Below are 16,992 nucleotides of genomic sequence, written 5' to 3'. Positions count from 1 at the left end.
GGAACAAAGAAAGAAGGAAAGGCGAAATATGAAGCTTAATACCTATCAGAAAGTTGCACTTACAACTTTAGGGGCTACCATATTTCTCATTTTTGTGGGGGGATTGGTACGAGCAGCCGGGGCCGGGCTGGGGTGCCCGGATTGGCCAAAATGTTTTGGGATGTGGATTCCGCCTACATCAGTTTCAGAGTTACCAGCAGGCTATGAAGTAACACAATTCAATGTCTTTAAAACATGGACCGAATACATTAATCGCCTTATTGGAGTTGTAATTGGACTGCTTATTAGTGCTACGGCTGTTTCGTCAATTCGTTATCGTAAAACGAAACCTAAAGTATTTTATAGTTCAGTTACAGCTTTTGTATTGGTGCTAATACAAGGATGGTTAGGGGGGCAGGTAGTAACAACAGGGTTGGATGAATGGTTGATAACCTTGCACATGCTTTTGGCGATGATCATTATGATGGCCCTTATTTACGCGGTCTACAATGCATCGTCTGATAGTTTTACTGTGCAGCTTTCAGACGATTCGAAACAGATGTTTTTTGTTGTTACTGCTATAGTGATAGCAAGTACCTTTATACAGTTAATCTTAGGAACGCAGGTTCGTGAAGTTATCGATGTTTTGAAAAATCTCACAGAACCGCCACCAAGAGAAACGTGGATTTCGAGAGTGGGTTTTGTAGATGAAGTACATCGTAGTTTTTCGTGGATAGTGTTTTTTGCAGGTACAGTGTTATTTTATCTAGCCCGGTGGAAAAATAATTCTCAAATTATTAAGAAAATTGGTACGGCTGTATATGGACTTATCCTTTTACAAATTACGACGGGTATTGGCTTATATTATTTGAGTCTCCCCCCTGTGTATCAAGTTGTACATCTTACCGGTGTTGCCTTTCTAATAGCATTTGAGTTTCTGCTCTTCTTGCTGATAAAAAACAGCGTTTTTCCGGTAGCTGAGTAATTTTGGTACGATATAAATTTAAGGTTTAAAAAAAATCTTTTGAAAGATAAATGATCTTAAGATATAGATTATATTGATAGGTATAAGAGAGGAGGGGAATACCAAAAAAGCCGATTAGAGTGGCCCCCTAATCGGCTTTCAAGAAATAAGGTCTGCTTTAGAACCCTGGCATTACTTCAGGTCGGAATAAAGTGTCTAACAGGGTAAAACCTACTAAGAGTGCAAAGAATGCAATAGATGCTACGAATAGTAAGGTGTTAAATTGTTCATCCCAGTAGAGGTTCATAAAGAACATTGCTACCAGGGTTGCCTTAAAGATCGCAATCCCCATAGCAACAATAATTGACCACGGGCCGGGAATATGGATAAAGTGTACTGCTACCGTTAAAATAGTGAGGACAAACAGAGCCCCCGCAACGCCGAGTAATGTTTTGTCAGTTGATATATGATGTCCGCTCATGAGCTAAAAAAATTTAGAGTTATCAATCAATTAGGTAGAAGAGTGGGAAAAGGAATATCCAGATGATGTCGACAAGGTGCCAATAGAGGCCAGTTATTTCGACAGGGGTATAGTATTCGCTGTCGAAATGGCCTTTTAACGAGCGCCAAAGCAACCATGCCATTAATCCCATTCCTATTACCACGTGAATGCCGTGAAGGCCGGTCATCAGGTAATACAGGCTAAAGAATATGTTGGCTTTAGGATGATCAATTCCTTCAAAAGAGTAGAACTCTCCGGGGAATATTCCAATATGAAATTTGTGAGTCCACTCAAAGTACTTAATAACCATAAATACGGCGGCTAGTGCTAACGTAATGGCCAAATTAATGGCAATATTTTTCTTTTGGTTAAGCTGGGCCGATTTAATAGCCATTGCAACAGTAAGGCTACTTCCAATAAGTACAACGGTGTTGACTCCACCCCACAGAGTATTAAGCTCTTCTGAGGCTAATGTAAAGAGTTCGGGATACCACGCCCGGTATATAACGTAGGCTGCAAAGAGTCCACCGAAAAAGAGTATTTCTGTTACCAGGAATATCCACATACCCATTTTAGCAGCATCAAACTGCTGGTCTGCATCCACAAAATGGTGCTGCATAAACCTGCTGGATTCAGATGCGGATGATGAATGATTTGCCATAATCAGATTTTACTAGTTTAGAAATTGAGTTTCAGTTATTCGGCAGAAAGATCTTCGCCTTCTTTAGTTACTTCGAGATCTGCATCGTGACCATGTCCGTTACCTGACTCAGCAAGTCCCAACTGGAACTCTTCCATTGGTTTGTGATAATCATAGGGTCCGTTAACAATAACGGGGGTATGATGGAAATTGTGCAGGGGCGGTAAGGTAGATATTTGCCATTCAAGAGCACGACTTCCCCATGGGTTTGATGTGGCTTGTTCACCTCTATAAATCGATTTAACCAAGTAATAGAAAACCATCAAGAACCCAAGTCCGAGAATATAGGATCCTATAGTCGAAACCTGGTGGAAAGACTGGAACTGTTCTATATAGTTGAAATAACGTCGTGGCATTCCCTGAGATCCCATAACAAACTGGGGCAGGAAGGTAACATTAAAGCCTACGAATATGATACCACATGCAATTTTTGCCATGGTCTCGTTATACATTTTACCCGTAATTTTTGGCCACCAGTAGTGCAATCCGGCTAAGAAGGCCATCACCATACCACCAACCATTACAAAGTGGAAGTGGGCAACTACGTAATAGGTATCATGCAGGTGAACGTCAAGAGCAATAGATCCGAGTACAATTCCAGTAAGTCCACCTACGAGGAAAAGGAAGAAAAATCCAAAAATATACAACAGGGGAGAAGCCAGTTTAATAGACCCTTTGTAGAGTGTGGCAGTCCAGTTGAACATTTTAATACCTGTTGGGATACCAACCAAGAATGTTAAGAACGAAAATACCATTGAAGCGAGTGTTGCCTGCCCGGAAACGAACATGTGATGCCCCCAAACGAGGAAACCAATAAAGGCAATAGCAAGTGAGGAAAGAGCGATAGCCCAGTATCCAAAAATATGCTTTTTAGAGAAGGTAGAAATAATTTCAGATACTACTCCAAAGCCCGGAACAATCATAATATAAACGGCTGGGTGGCTGTAGAACCAGAAAAAGTGCTGGTAGAGTACGGGATCTCCGCCAAGCGCAGGGTCAAAAATTCCGATTCCCAGAATTCGCTCCATAGCTACAAGTGCAAGCGTAATAGCCAGCACGGGCGTTGCTAAAATTTGTATAACACTAGTTGCATAAAGACCCCAGCAAAAAAGCGGCAGTTTATCCCAGCTAAGACCGGGAGCACGCATCTTATGTATGGTCGTAATAAAGTTGACCCCTGTTAAAATGGAGGAGAAACCAATGACGAAAACACCAAAGGTCATGGTTGTTACTGCACCTCCCGTTGAGGATGAGTAGGGAGTGTAAAATGTCCATCCAGTGTCTATACCACCACTAAAGATCGCATAAATTGCAATAAAAGAGCCTGCCAGGTACAAATAATAACTCAATAAGTTCAACCTGGGAAAGGCCACATCTTTGGCTCCGAGCTGTAGTGGCAGTATAAAGTTACCGAGTGCAGCGGGAACCGAGGGCACCAGGAAGAGGAAAATCATCACCGCACCGTGTAGCGTGAATAGCTGATTGTAGGTGTTAGCCTCAATAAACGTTTTAGCCGGCGTCCATAACTCGGTGCGTACCAATAGTGCCATTAATCCTCCTACAAAGAAGAAGAAGGTAATGGAAGCCAAGTACATGATACCAATCTTTTTATGATCGACGGTGGTTAACCATGACCATAATCCAGTTTCTTCGTTAAGGTAATGATTGTCAGGATTATCGTCGGGTTTAAACCGCTGTACCTGGATTTTCTTAAGATTTGAGCTAGATTCTGCTGTATCCATATTACTTCAGTGTTTTGATGTATTCAATAATCGCGTTGATCTGTTCATCATTGAGTTGTCCCTGGTAAGTATTCATCACTGCAGGATAACCTTCAACAACTTTGGCATTCGGCTCTAGAATAGACTCACGAATATAATTTTCGTCTACAGTTACCGTTGAACCGTCAGCAAATGTTTGTTCCGAACCAAAAGTTCCTTGCCATGTTGGGCCAACCATTTGGCTTCCATCTGTAGAGTGGCAAGTATTGCAAGCATACTCTTGTGCAATTTGTTTACCCCATTCAGCGGGAGGCAGATCATCGGGTTTCGAAGCCCCACCGGCATTTTCAGCCAGCCAATTTTCGAAATCTTCTTGTTCATGAACAATAATATTTGCTAACATATCGGAATGAGCGGTGCCACAGTATTCGGTGCAATAAATGATTGATTCTCCGGGTTCCGGGGCATTAAACCACATTTCGGTATATCGACCAGGTACAACATCTTGCTTTATTCGGTAGTCGGGTACAAAGAAAGAGTGAATTACATCATTTGAGCTCATAATAAGCTTAACAGGGCGCCCGGCGGGAACGTGCAATTTACCGGTGGTTTGTGCACCATTCTCATATTTAAACTGCCAGATCCACTTTTGAGCTGTAACATTAACTTCATAGGCATCGTCTGGAACAACTCGTTGGTTCATGAATACCTCGTATCCCCAGGCAAATACAATAAGAACTAAGATAAGAGGGATAACAGACCATGTTACCTCCAGCTTATTATTGTGGGTGATAAGTGGGGTAACTTCGTCCTCAGACTTACGACGATACTTATATACAAAGTATACAATTACGGCAATAAGGCCGATCGTTAATGCAAGGCTGCTTAGATGTACAAACCAAAAGAGCGTATCGGTCTGGCTTGCCAGCGTTGATTTTGCCGGTGGAAGAAAGAAATCGTTAAGCGCGTCCATTCGTATCTGTTATTTGCTGTTCGTTATTTGAATATCTATGTCGCAACCACATAAAACTAAGAAAAATACCTAGAATAAACATGGTAGCAAAGCCTCCAATTTTCATAATTCGCCAGGCAACGGGTACGTAGGTATTGGCATCTGCATCGTATTGATAACAGTATAATAGTACCTGTTCTGCGGTGCTGCCTATGTTACCGTCTGCGGCTTCGTACAAGGCATTTCGCATGTTGAACTCATCATATTTGAGACCATATAGGTAACGTGTCACTACCCCATTGGGGCTCAAAAAAGTGATTGCTGCGCCATGAGCATATTGTCCGTTTTCTAATTTCTGGACATCAAATCCAATGGCATCAGTAAGTTGTTTAATATTTTTTTTATTACCAGTGAGAAAGTGCCAACCATCTGCAGCGCCTTCCCGATCCAGTTTTTTTAAAAAACGTTGTTTGTTCTTGGCTGCAACATCAGGCCCTTCACTGGGATCGAAGCTAAAAGTAACGATATTATATTCTGATCCAGGGCTCCATTTAAGGTCTTCAATGCCTTTATAAATCGCCTCTTTTACCATGGAGCACAGTTGCGGACATTCATAGTAAACAGGATTCAAGAGTACTGGTTTATCTTCAGTAAATAAATCACCAAGTGTTACTGAGTCGCCATCCGCTGTTGCAAACTTTAAATTCAGCGGTATTTGTTCGCCTAATTGTTCTGTTACGCCAACATCCTTTAAATTGCGCGGCTTTTGTTTGTTCAGTTGAGCACGTGTTGTTACCGGATGTAGTAACAGGCATAATGCCGCTATTAGCCCAACATATTTCATTATACTACACAATCATTATTTATCGGCAGCTATCTTATTAATAGCGCTGTCGATAGGGATTCTATAAATATCATTTTCAGTGTCTACAACGCCAAAGCTATTAAGCTCTTCTTCAGCTTCACGTTTCATATTATTTACCTGGTAGTATTCACTATCTGCTGAAACACTGTTCTTAAGTTGTTGTTCATTGTGCTGGAACATTTCAAAGAGTGCTATCACAAAGATAACAACAAGAACTGTACCCAGAACACTCCAGAAAACAAGTCGTTTATAGTTCAGCTTATCGTCCATAACGCCATGTTCAACTGCTGATGCTACTCTTTCATCATTAATTTCTACATCAACGTCTTGAGGTTTTTCTGTAGCCACTTCTTCTGGTTCAGTAACAAATACTTCATCAATATCTGAATCGTTATCGATGGCCTTTTCCAGTTCCGTTGCCCACATTAAGATAACTGAGACTGATAACTCATATTTTTCAGAGAGTTTATCTAAGTCTTTCTTATTCTGCTCAAGTGCCTTTTGGGCAACTTCCTTTTTAAACTCCGAAGTATAATTTTTGTCTTCGCTTGCCATGAAAATTTAAAGCTTAGTTCGCAGCGGGCAGACCCTGACTGCGTTCAACGTGTTAGCTGTTGAGTTTTTTAATGTTTGTTTAGTGAATCACCTAGTGTAGGGTCATTAACGGGTATCATTTTATTTTGCTTAAAGCGATAGAAAAAGAGCCCAAAGAAGATTCCTCCTAGACCGAAGAAGCTAGTGATTGTCATCCAGTTCAAATGGAAGCCATGGTGATTCAATACCGGCATCACAATCCAATAGAGCTCAACTAAGTGAGATACCAAGATTAAAACAGAGATGCTGGTAACAATTTTGTAATTCGATTTTGCACGCTTTGAAAGTAATACTACAAAGGGAATAATAAAGCGCCCGAACATATAGAAATAGGCCAGATACTCATATCCGCCGTTGAGACGTTCCAAAAACCATACGGTCTCTTCCGGTATGTTTGCATAATAGATTAATAGAAATTGGCTAAAGGCGATATAGGCATAGAATACAGTAAAGCCGAACATCTGAACACCCAGATCATAGATATGTCCCTTCTTAATAGTATTCGTCAACAAGCCTTGCTTCCACAAATACATTACAATGAGAATGAGTGTTGCAAAAAGTCCCTGGAAACTCATCGCAAAGTAGTAAACTCCAAAAATAGTAGAATACCAGTGAGGATCGAGTGACATTAACCAGTCGAAAGAAGCGAAAGCAAGAGTGATCCCAAAGAAAAAGAGTCCCGGCCCACTTGTGCGTCGTAATAGGGTTTGAATACCCCAGTCACCGCTATCATCCATCTCAACGGACTTTGAGTACATACGGTATCCTAAAAAGCTCCAAAGAGCGAAGTAGATGAACTGTCGAATGATGAAGAATGTACTGTTCAAATAGGGGACTTTGCCTTTCATCACAGGATCATGAGCTATAGCATCGGCGTGAGTCCAGTGATAGAGGGAGTGCATTCCCATAAGTACAGGAATAATGAAGATAGCCCAAATCCAGAGATTTGAAGATAAAGCTTCAGGAATACGTCGTATAGCAGTACTCCAATGCGAACGGGTTAAATGTTGCAGCATTACAAAAAACAAACTGGCTAAAGCTATACTGGAAAAGAATGAAAAGCTTACCAGATATGAGAAGAAAAACTGATCGTGTTGTAAGAAATATCCTACCCCCGTAGCCAAGAGTCCCACGATACCCACACCAAATAGCGATTTGGTTATATTTAAGTCAGAGGGGAACTCCAGTGTATCGGTTATTTTGGGCTTGCTCATAGATTAAACCAAATTATTTGTATTCGTAAAATACGTTTTTAAAGAAATTCTGTAATTATTCCGCGTTTTTACTCAGTGACTTGATGTAAGCAATCAAAGAGTTGATTTTACTGTCACTCAAGTGGTCATAAGGCACCATTGATGGTGCAAAACCTTCAGCAACTTGTGCTGTAGGGTCTACAATAGCTGTACGTAGATACTCTTCATCTGCTACAACTGTTTCCCCATTGTCTAAGGTACGTTCGCTGCCGTAAAGATCTTTCCAAGTTGGCCCTACTAATCGTGAGCCATCGGTAGAGTGACAGGTATTACATGCATTATTAGTTGCTATAGTCTTACCGCGTTCAACTGATACTTCTCCACCGCCTTTCGCCTTCTGAGCTTCTTTTTTTGCTTGCTCTTCTTCCTGCTTTTTTGCGAAAGCTTGATTTAAAGAGTCTAAGCTGACATCATATTGTTCAACTTCATCTTTAGAAACATTTTGGCTGTATTGCAGCGCCCGAATGTAAGCAACGATAGCCCAACGGTCTTTAACTTCAATTTGAGTAGCGTACGAAGGCATAGTGCGAACACCATTTGCAATAGCAGCATAATAGTAACCCTCATTACGCTCGCGAACAAAGTCTGTGTGAAAGTCTGGAGCAGGAACATAGCCATAATTGTTGGCCATAATAATACCATTACCATCCCCTTTAAGACCGTGGCAAGGCGTGCAGAATACTTCATACTGTTTCTTTCCGCGATAAAGGAAAGACTTTGTTACGTCAACAGGAATATTTTCAATGTAGTCTCCATCTTCGTTGACACCTTCATAAAAAGCTTTATCAGCTTTGAGTTTACCGCGGGCAATTGTTCCGTCCACGGGTTTACGCATAGCACGATTGTCTTCGAAGAAATTGTTTTCCTCTTGAGGTTCAAAACGTTCTTGCTGGTCCATATTCATGTTAGGATGGACGGGCTGATGCTTAAAGCGTTCACCACGGCAAGAAGATAATACTAGTGGTAGAGCAATAGCTGCAAATAATAAGTACTTAGAAGCTTTCATCGGATCGTTGTGCAAACTAAAGATTTTTATGGTGATTATTCCGAATCGTAAACAGTTTCAATATGAGTAGCCCCGTTGTCTTGGAGCAGTTTGGTAACTTTTTCTTCGGCAAATAAACTGTCGGTTGCTTCAATGCATACAAAGAAGCCATCATCCGAAGCTTTATCAAAACGATCTACGTTAAATAATGGATTGTGAAAACGTGGAAGCTTGTTAAGGCCAATCATTCCGAATACCGCTGCAAAGGCAGAAAGTAAGACGGTTAGCTCAAAAGTAATAGGAATATAGATCGGAATATTGATAAACGGCTTACCACTGATGTTCATAGGGTATTCATAACCCATTACCCAAATCATCAGGGCAAGTGCCCCTATCATTCCGGTAAGGGCCCCACCGAGAACAATCCACCCCAACGGAGATTCTTTGATTCCCATTGCCTTTTCCATCCCGTGGATGGGAAAAGGGGCATAGGTGTCAAAATCCTTGTAGCCGGATTTTTTTACAGATTCTGCCGCATCAACAAGCTCCTTCGGATTACGGAACTCGGCTAATACGCCGTATACGTCTTTGTTTTCTGCTTCCATAGATATCAGTTACTAAACAGTTTGCTCTTGTTGAACCACAACAGGTTCAGTTTTTGATATATCGAATTCTTTAGTCTCCTCATCGTAATTATGCGGATCGGCTTGGGGCATAACACCTTTAACCTCTGCAATAGCTACCATTGGCAAGAACCGCAGGAAGAGTAGGAAGAAAGTGAAGAAAAGCCCAAAGGTACCCACATAAGTGAGGATATCCCACAATGTCGGTGAATAATAATCCCATGCTGAAGGCATGAAATCAGTAGCAAGCGATGCCACAGAAATCATGAATCGCTCAAACCACATACCGATATTTACAATAATTGAGATCACAAATGTAAAGGCTACATTACGTCGTATCTTTTTAAACCATAAGAACTGAGGGGTTATAACGTTACAAAACATCAGTATCCAGAAGCCCCATGCATAAGGACCAACGACGTAGAGCCAGAAAATTCCTTGTTCATAAATATAACCACTGTACCAGGCAACAAACCCCTCCATCAGGTAAGCGAAAGCAACTAAGTTACCTGTTACCATCATCACAAGATTCATTTTCTCCATGATATCAATGTTCATGATGTCTTGGAGACCGTATATTTTTCGAGCGATTAACATCAATGTTAATACCATGGCAAAACCGGAATAAATAGCACCGGCGACAAAGTAGGGTGGGAAAATGGTACTGTGCCAGCCCGGAATTACAGAAACAGCGAAGTCAAAAGATACAATGGTGTGTACAGAAAGTACCAGTGGAGTGGCAAGACCAGCCAAAATCATGTAGGCCTTTTCATAGTGCCACCAGTTTTTAAAACTACCTGTCCATCCCAGAGCGGCAATACCATAAGAGATTTTAGCAACTTTGCTTTTCGCTTTATCGCGAAGAGTAGCAAAGTCAGGAATAAGCCCTACATACCAGAAGAGTAAGGAAACAGTAAAGTAGGTACTTACTGCAAAAACATCCCATAACAGAGGACTAGAGAAGTTAGGCCATGCTGCCATTTGATTGGGAACCGGGAAAACCCAGTAGATAACCCAAATACGACCAACGTGAATAGCAGGAAAAATACCTGCACACATCACAGCAAAAATGGTCATAGCCTCCGCAAAGCGGTTAATTGCTGTTCGCCAGCCTTGTCGGAAAAGGAAAAGAATAGCAGAAATAAGCGTTCCCGCGTGACCGATACCAACCCACCAAACAAAGTTTATAATAGCCCAACCCCATCCAGCAGGGTTGTTAAGGCCCCAAATACCGGTTCCATCCCAAACGAGATAACCTATTGCTCCTAAAAGAGTGATTAATAAGACGTTGGCAACACCAAATGCCAGGTACCACAATTTAGGTGTGGGGGATAAGGGAGTCTTAGCAATAATATCAGTAATACTCCCAAAGGTGTGGTCACCTTTTACGAGTTTTGGCTCTGGTACGTATTGGTAATCTGTGCTCATCGTAAATTTGTTGGAAATTAAGCCAATTTCGGATTGGGGTTACTAAGTTCTGAGAGATATGACGTTCTAGGACGTGTATTAAGCTCTTCGAGTAGCAAGTAGTTACGATTGTTCTTCTTCGTTTTCACTACTTCACTCTCTGGATCGGTAAGATCACCGAAGTAGATAGCATCTGCAGGACATGCTTGCTGACAAGCAGTCTCTACGGAACCGTCTACTGGTTTTTTCGATTCACCGTTTGTTTCAATGTCTCGATTAATTTTTGCTCGGTTAACACGTTGCACGCAGTATGTACATTTTTCCATCACACCGCGGAAACGAATGGTAACCTCCGGATTCATTGCCATCTGTACAATTTCAGGATCATCGCCTCCCGTCAAGAATTCTTTCGAATAATTGAAGAAGTTGAAGCGACGAACTTTATACGGACAGTTGTTAGCGCAGTAACGTGTACCAATACAGCGGTTATAGGTCATCTGATTCATGCCGTCTTCACTGTGAGTTGTTGCAGCAACAGGGCACACTTGTTCACAAGGCGCCAATTCGCAGTGCATACATGGTACCGGCTGGTGCAGTGCTTTTGGATTATTAACATCGCCTTCATAATAGCGGTCATTTCGGATCCAATGCATTTCACGACCGCGGTTCACTTCGCGTTTACCGACAATCGGGATGTTGTTTTCTGCCGTACAAGCAATAGTACAGACACCACAACCGGTGCAGGCATTCAAGTCAATAGACATGCCCCACTGCGGTTGGTCTTCCGGGTATTCTTGTTCATCAATTGGATTAAATATCGATAGTGGATCGTCCTCGCCATGCTCTTCGGCAAATGCAACTCCCGGCATTTCAGCATCATAAGATGATTCATATGAAGAGAAATGCGGATCTTCGCGATATTCCTGAAGCGTCGCATGTCGCAACAGGGAACGACCTTCCATAGTGTTATGGTCCTGTGTACAGGCTACTTCGTACATTTTTCCTGTTTTTTCTACAGAAATGTCACTTGCGAAGTGCATGTTTTCGGTTGTACGGAGCGGATAGGTGTCGAATCCGGTTTTATTTGCAACACGCCCGATACCTTCGCGTCCGTAACCCACGGTGATGGTAATACTGTCATCGGCATGGCCAGGTTGGACCCACGCTGGCATCTCAACGGTAGTACCGTCAACAGTAATAGCAATCATTTCTACTTCAGATTTGCCTAACCCGGCTTCTTTGACTCCCAGTTTGTCGGCTGTTTTCTTACTCATCAGCGCAACATTATCCCAGGTGATTTTTGTCATTGGCTCAGGAAGCTCCTGCAGCCAGCCATTGTTGGCAAATCGTCCGTCAAAAGCGGTAGAATCCGTGCGAATAACCAGTTCCATCCCTTCAGAAGTACTAGCCTTACTGAGGAAGTCACTAGCACGGTTATTAAAAGTTCTAGAAATACTAACAGACTCCGATGGGAAGCCAGTATCGTCTGCAATACCATCGTGCAGTGCTTTTTCCCACTGGCTTTTGAATTCTGAAGAGTAATAATCTTTCCATGTGTCTTGAACGAGATCATATCCTTTTGGCTTCTCGCCATTGAGCACGGTACTTAAAAACTCAATTTCACTAACACCGGAATACAGCGGCTCAATTTGCGGCTGGATAATAGAACGTGTGCCACTATAAGAGTAGCCATCGCCCCATGCTTCAAGGAAATGGGCGCGATTAATATGCCAGTTGGCTAGTTTCGAGGTCTCATTATAATATTGCGAGAGATGTATAACCTGACCGGCACTTGAAAGTGCATTAGAGAAGTTAAGGTCGGCCGGGGCAGTAAATGCAGGATTTGTCCCTACTAGTACTACCGTATCAACATTACCATTCTTTAACTCTTCAACAACATTGGCAAATGCTTCATTGTTGTTTTGATCATTAATATAAGGTACCTCATGATAAGTAACCGTTTCTTCAGCGTTGCCAAGAGCAGCATTCATTGCTGATACAGCCGCATGAAGAGCCGGTTTGTGATCTCGTCCGACAGTAAGAATAGATTCTCCTTTGTTCTCTAATAATTCTTCAGCGAGAACGGGAATCCATTCGTGATCAGAAAATTTGTTACTGTAACCGCTGAATGCCGATAATCCATCAACAGATTTGGCCAATTCAGCTGCCAGAGCATATATAAAGAGGTTTATTTCACCTGATTTGATTCGCAGACGGTTATCAGCATTGGAGCCGGTGATAGAGAAGGTGCTTTCAATAGCATAAAAGCGAGACATCTCGTCCTCGGGAGAGGTAACATCACGTCCGTCAGTGAACTGCTTCGTATTTTGGACGCTGTTTTGATCTCCGGCTGGATTTAAGAAGTCATCGTCGAAGCTGACAATTGTTTCAGCCTTGTCATAGTGATTAACCGTACGCAGGCGCTTACCAAATGCAATATTTGTTCCTTCAAGAGCATTGTCTTCGCCAAATGCTTCGTAGGTTACCCACTGAGCATTAGAAAATTTGTTAAGAGCCTGTGCTTTAAGCCTATTATAAGTAGGAGAAGAGTTCGCTTCTGAGATAAAAGCGATATTTTGCTCAGTATCAGTAAAATGCTCACTACAAAACTTAGCAAAAGCACTTACCGATGATTGTTCTCCATCCTTTCGGACTTTACGAGAACGATCCGGGTCGTACATGTTCAGGATCGCAGCTTGTCCAAAAATACTGGTGTTTCCGTTACTTGAAGGGTGTAGTTCGTTACCTTCAATTTTGCTGGGTCGCCCCTCGTTGTTTTCAACTACAATACCATCCAGAGCACCTTGAAAAGGCATTGCTGATGCATAAAACATCGGTTTGCCGGGAACAACATCTTCCGGCATCTTGCTGTAAGGCATTATCTTTTGAACGGGACGCCGACAGGCAGCAAAGCCTGCCAGGGCAATGGAAGCTCCCATTACACGCAAGAAACTGCGCCGGGATACCTCATCATTAAGTTCTGTAGCATTTTCCGGGAATTCGCGCTCGACGAACTTCTCATATTCATCATTTCTGGCAAGTTCGCCCAGACTTTTCCAGTAATTGGGATTTTTTACGTCTTCGCTCATTCGGTTACGATTGAGTTAGTTCAGATTCGTTTAATAAAATTAGTAGTGGCAGCCTTGGCAATAAGTTGGCGGTGCAATATTATGCTTTGCAACAAGTTCACGCCCTAATTCTAGCTGCTTTTTGTTAGGCTCATAGCCCATTGTAGTGACTTCTTCCACCGGGCGAACGTACTGTTCGGGATTTCGATGGCAATCCAGGCACCAGCTCATGCTTAAAGTTTCTTTTTGTTCAACAACTTCCATACGGTCTACGCGACCATGACATGTTTCACACCCTACGCCAACATTAACGTGTGCTGCGTGGTTGAAATATGCGTAATCAGGGAGATTATGTACGCGGACCCATTCAATAGATTCGTCAGATTTCCAGCTTTCGCGAATTTTTTCAACCTCGTCAGGGTTGTTGGAATCAATTTGGTTGTGGCAATTCATGCATGTTTGCGTAGCCGGCACATTCGCGTGTTTAGATTTTCCAACATTGGTGTGGCAGTATTGGCAATCGATATCGAGTTTGCCTGCGTGCAATTTATGGCTGTACGCAATGGGCTGCTCGGGAGCATAACCGACATCGGTATATTCAGGGGAGAAAAAGTACCAAACTCCTGCTACTGTTGCTGTTGCGAAAATGATAAGCCCGAGCAAAATCTGGTGCGGAACTTCATTTGCCCATTTGGGAAAGATCTGAGCCATAGGTTACGTAGAATTTATCGTTGCTTGAATTCCAGATATTCATCATAAAAGTTTCGGCCTGAATGTATGGAAAATCCGGCGTTTTTAGAACCCCTAAAAAAGACAAGGTGTATATTTATACCGATTCTAAATAGTGGCTGCCGCTCCAACATATAGCCCGAAAGTAGGTGGCCTAAGATATAATCTATTTATCAAAAATGCTTAACCGAATCTATGAATAGTTTTCAGAAAATTATGAAATATTGGCAGGGTGATATTATTTAAGGTTGTTTTTTTAAGCATATTCTAAACTCTTATCAAATGACTGCTATATATATAGTAAAATTTGTACCTTAAGCTTCTTCAAAAATTAATGATTAATTATACAATGTGATGAACTCCTCTGAGCCATTTACTATTGATCTGTTGAAGGATATAAGTCTTGGCAAAGCTATTGCTGTTATCCTATTAATAAGTGCTATTTCATTTACCTTTCTTATTTGGTTGATCTACTTCAAAGGGGGGAGCGATTATGAATCTACCCTCATTACGAGCTTGCCTGCTCTAAATGCTTTATTAAATAGTGCAAGTGCAGTGTTATTACTATTTGGATATCGGGCTATACGAAATAGGAATTTTAGCAAGCATATGAAGTTTAACCTAACGGCCTTTGTAACATCTACGTTTTTTCTGATCAGTTATGTGATATACCATAATTTCCATGGAAGTACTTCTTTTACCGGTGAAGGCTTTGTCCGGCCGATCTACTTCTTTATCTTGATCTCTCATATTATTCTTTCTGCTTTAGTAATGCCTCTTATTCTTACCAGCTTTTACTTGGCCTTTTCCGGTAAACTAAAATTACATCGAAAGGTGTCAAAAGTAACTCTTCCGGTTTGGTTATATGTATCGGTAACAGGTGTAGCTGTTTTTTTCTTGCTGAGGATGTATAGTTAGGGAGGAAGCACATAAATTATTTTGCCTATATATAAGTATTTGGCGTTTAGAAAACAGGACTTATTAATAGAGGAAGGGACACGATATATCGTGTCCCTTCTTAAGGTAAGCCAGGACAAGAAATTTATCCCAGGAAGTTCTCGCCGGCTTTGGGAATCCAAACTTCTGTATCACAACAATCTTCGGTTTCTTCTTTGAAGACCTTGGGGTCGCCGGTTAGTACGGGAAAAGTACCATAGTGGATAGGCACTGCATAGTCGGCTTCAATAAGTTCGCAAGCCATTGCAGCCTCTTCTGGTCCCATAGTATAATGGTCTCCCATAGGAACTGCTATAATATCTGGCTCGTATAGCTCTCCATAGAGTTCCAGATCATAAAAGATATTAGTATCTCCCAGATGGTAAAAGGTGATATCATTATCGAAAGTGATAACCAACCCCGCGGGGTCCCCGGCATAGTCGCCTTTAAAAGAGGAACTGTGATTTGCCGATACCATTGTGACAGAGAAATCATCGAAGTCGACCGTTCCTCCTTTGTTGAATTCTATGGCCTGGTCTTCGCTGAGCCCATGCTTGCCCACAAGAAGACGAGAAAGCTCAACCATAGTAGCTACTTTACAGCCGGTGTTTTGGGCAATTTCAAGGGTGTCACCCACATGATCTTCATGGCCGTGGGTAAGTAAAATATAATCAACCTCATCCTGTTGTTTATATTCATCAGGTGTAGCAGGATTTTGAGAAAGAAACGGATCGATCAAAATGGTATTATCGTTAGGACTTACAAGTTTAAAAGCGGAGTGTCCTAACCACTGTGCTTTTACTGATGTATCCATAGATAGAATGATTTAATTAATGATTATTAGAAATTGAATTGATTATCCGAAATCAATGTGTTATTAATGAAATTCACATTTGTGAAAACCTAATATCATGTTTCCATAAAGATAATAGGTAATATGTTATTTCATTCATAATCACAACAGCTAAACGGAGAACATTCCCACACATTTTTTGCTTATCTGAAATAGTTTTAATAGTCAAAAAATTTTGAGGTTTTAAACATGGCAGAACGAGTTAAACTGCACCCGGAAACACCACATGTTAAGCGACTTTTTGAAGTAACTGATAAAATTCGAGATGGCGCGGTTGTATTATTTCCGACGGACAGCCAGTATGCAATTGGTTGCGATTATAAGAATAAAAAAGGGATTGAAAGAATTCGAGAAATACGTGCCTTAGGAAAAGATGATCACCTGACAATTTTGTGCGATTCGTTGTCTGGTATTTCTAAGTTTGCTCATATATCAGATCACAATTTTAAATTGATTAAGCGACTGATTCCGGGCCCATATACCTTTATATTGCCGGCTACTAAAGAAGTACCCAAGCTGCTGGTGCATCCCAAGAAAAAAACGGTGGGCATTCGTGTGCCCGATTACCCTATTGCAGAAGGGTTGGTTCGTGAATTGGGTAATCCTATGCTTGCTATTACAGCTAAAAAGCCCAATATGAATGGGAACGCACTGGAAAAGTATGAACGAGAACCATTCTTAAGAGAATTTGAAAAGGTGGTGGATGTTACTATTGATAACCAGCAGAAACTACCCTCTAGGGAAACATCAATTCTGGATATGACTGATGATAATACGAAGATTTTACGTCGTGATCTGGGAGCCGAAGAGTTTGAAGAGGTGTTTCGGATGGAAGGAGAACCATTAGAGGAAGAGATATAG

The 16,992-nt window shown here is 41.6% G+C and carries 16 protein-coding genes; 3 read left to right on the top strand and 13 right to left on the bottom strand.

What is annotated here, in order from left to right:
- The first annotated feature begins 28 nt into the window (after positions 1–28).
- Positions 29–964, top strand: a complete 936-nt coding sequence (locus FCN14_RS07015; protein ID WP_138430495.1) for a COX15/CtaA family protein — start codon at positions 29–31, stop codon at positions 962–964.
- Between the two features lie 157 nt (positions 965–1,121).
- On the opposite strand, the gene FCN14_RS07010 is transcribed toward FCN14_RS07015, so the two are convergent.
- From FCN14_RS07010 to FCN14_RS06955, 12 genes are all read right to left on the bottom strand, one after another.
- Entirely contained in the window at positions 1,122–1,424 is a 303-nt protein-coding gene (locus FCN14_RS07010; protein ID WP_138430494.1) for a cytochrome C oxidase subunit IV family protein, read from the bottom strand.
- Between the two features lie 22 nt (positions 1,425–1,446).
- A complete protein-coding gene (locus tag FCN14_RS07005) occupies positions 1,447–2,106 on the bottom strand; it encodes a cytochrome c oxidase subunit 3 family protein (protein WP_138430493.1) in 660 nt (219 codons plus the stop codon).
- A 35-nt stretch (positions 2,107–2,141) separates the two neighbouring features.
- A complete protein-coding gene (ctaD, locus tag FCN14_RS07000; RefSeq protein ID WP_138430492.1) occupies positions 2,142–3,887 on the bottom strand; it encodes a cytochrome c oxidase subunit I in 1,746 nt (581 codons plus the stop codon).
- A gap of 1 nt (position 3,888) precedes the next feature.
- Positions 3,889–4,839 carry a cytochrome c oxidase subunit II gene (gene coxB, locus FCN14_RS06995; RefSeq protein ID WP_138430491.1) on the bottom strand — a complete coding sequence of 317 codons (951 nt, stop codon included), beginning with the start codon at positions 4,837–4,839 and terminating at the stop codon, positions 3,889–3,891.
- Positions 4,826–5,662, bottom strand: coding sequence for an SCO family protein (locus FCN14_RS06990; RefSeq protein WP_138430490.1), 837 nt, complete (start codon positions 5,660–5,662; stop codon positions 4,826–4,828). Before FCN14_RS06990 ends, coxB begins: the two co-directional genes overlap by 14 nt.
- A 15-nt stretch (positions 5,663–5,677) precedes the next feature.
- On the bottom strand, positions 5,678–6,238 hold the full coding sequence (locus tag FCN14_RS06985; protein ID WP_138430489.1) for a hypothetical protein: 561 nt from the start codon (positions 6,236–6,238) through the stop codon (positions 5,678–5,680).
- A gap of 68 nt (positions 6,239–6,306) precedes the next feature.
- Positions 6,307–7,491 (bottom strand): hypothetical protein, encoded by a 1,185-nt coding sequence (locus FCN14_RS06980; RefSeq protein ID WP_138430488.1) that lies wholly within the window; start codon positions 7,489–7,491, stop codon positions 6,307–6,309.
- 55 nt (positions 7,492–7,546) lie between these two features.
- Complete coding sequence (locus tag FCN14_RS06975) at positions 7,547–8,536, bottom strand: c-type cytochrome (protein ID WP_138430487.1); 990 nt, start codon at positions 8,534–8,536, stop codon at positions 7,547–7,549.
- A gap of 35 nt (positions 8,537–8,571) precedes the next feature.
- Complete coding sequence (locus FCN14_RS06970; RefSeq protein ID WP_138430486.1) at positions 8,572–9,120, bottom strand: DUF3341 domain-containing protein; 549 nt, start codon at positions 9,118–9,120, stop codon at positions 8,572–8,574.
- A gap of 12 nt (positions 9,121–9,132) precedes the next feature.
- Entirely contained in the window at positions 9,133–10,566 is a 1,434-nt protein-coding gene (gene nrfD, locus FCN14_RS06965; protein ID WP_138430485.1) for an NrfD/PsrC family molybdoenzyme membrane anchor subunit, read from the bottom strand.
- Between the two features lie 17 nt (positions 10,567–10,583).
- Positions 10,584–13,634: a TAT-variant-translocated molybdopterin oxidoreductase gene (locus tag FCN14_RS06960; RefSeq protein WP_138430484.1), complete on the bottom strand. Its 3,051-nt coding sequence runs from the start codon at positions 13,632–13,634 to the stop codon at positions 10,584–10,586.
- Between the two features lie 39 nt (positions 13,635–13,673).
- The gene (locus FCN14_RS06955; protein WP_138430483.1) at positions 13,674–14,324 is read right to left on the bottom strand and encodes a cytochrome c3 family protein; all 651 of its coding nucleotides are present in this window, start codon (positions 14,322–14,324) and stop codon (positions 13,674–13,676) included.
- Between the two features lie 372 nt (positions 14,325–14,696).
- Here FCN14_RS06955 and FCN14_RS06950 point away from each other — a divergent pair, with 372 nt between their 5' ends.
- On the top strand, positions 14,697–15,260 hold the full coding sequence (locus FCN14_RS06950; RefSeq protein ID WP_138430482.1) for a DUF420 domain-containing protein: 564 nt from the start codon (positions 14,697–14,699) through the stop codon (positions 15,258–15,260).
- Between the two features lie 124 nt (positions 15,261–15,384).
- Here the strand turns inward: FCN14_RS06950 and FCN14_RS06945 are convergent, their stop codons facing one another.
- Positions 15,385–16,092: a metal-dependent hydrolase gene (locus tag FCN14_RS06945; protein WP_138430481.1), complete on the bottom strand. Its 708-nt coding sequence runs from the start codon at positions 16,090–16,092 to the stop codon at positions 15,385–15,387.
- A gap of 228 nt (positions 16,093–16,320) precedes the next feature.
- Here FCN14_RS06945 and FCN14_RS06940 point away from each other — a divergent pair, with 228 nt between their 5' ends.
- Positions 16,321–16,992 carry an L-threonylcarbamoyladenylate synthase gene (locus FCN14_RS06940; protein ID WP_138430480.1) on the top strand — a complete coding sequence of 224 codons (672 nt, stop codon included), beginning with the start codon at positions 16,321–16,323 and terminating at the stop codon, positions 16,990–16,992.

Origin of the sequence: Fodinibius saliphilus (genome assembly GCF_005869845.1) — a bacterium.
Taxonomy (GTDB): Bacteria; Bacteroidota; Rhodothermia; order Balneolales; family Balneolaceae; genus Fodinibius; species Fodinibius saliphilus.
The sequence above is the reverse complement of the archived record's forward strand: the minus strand, read 5'-3'. Positions and strand labels throughout refer to the sequence as shown.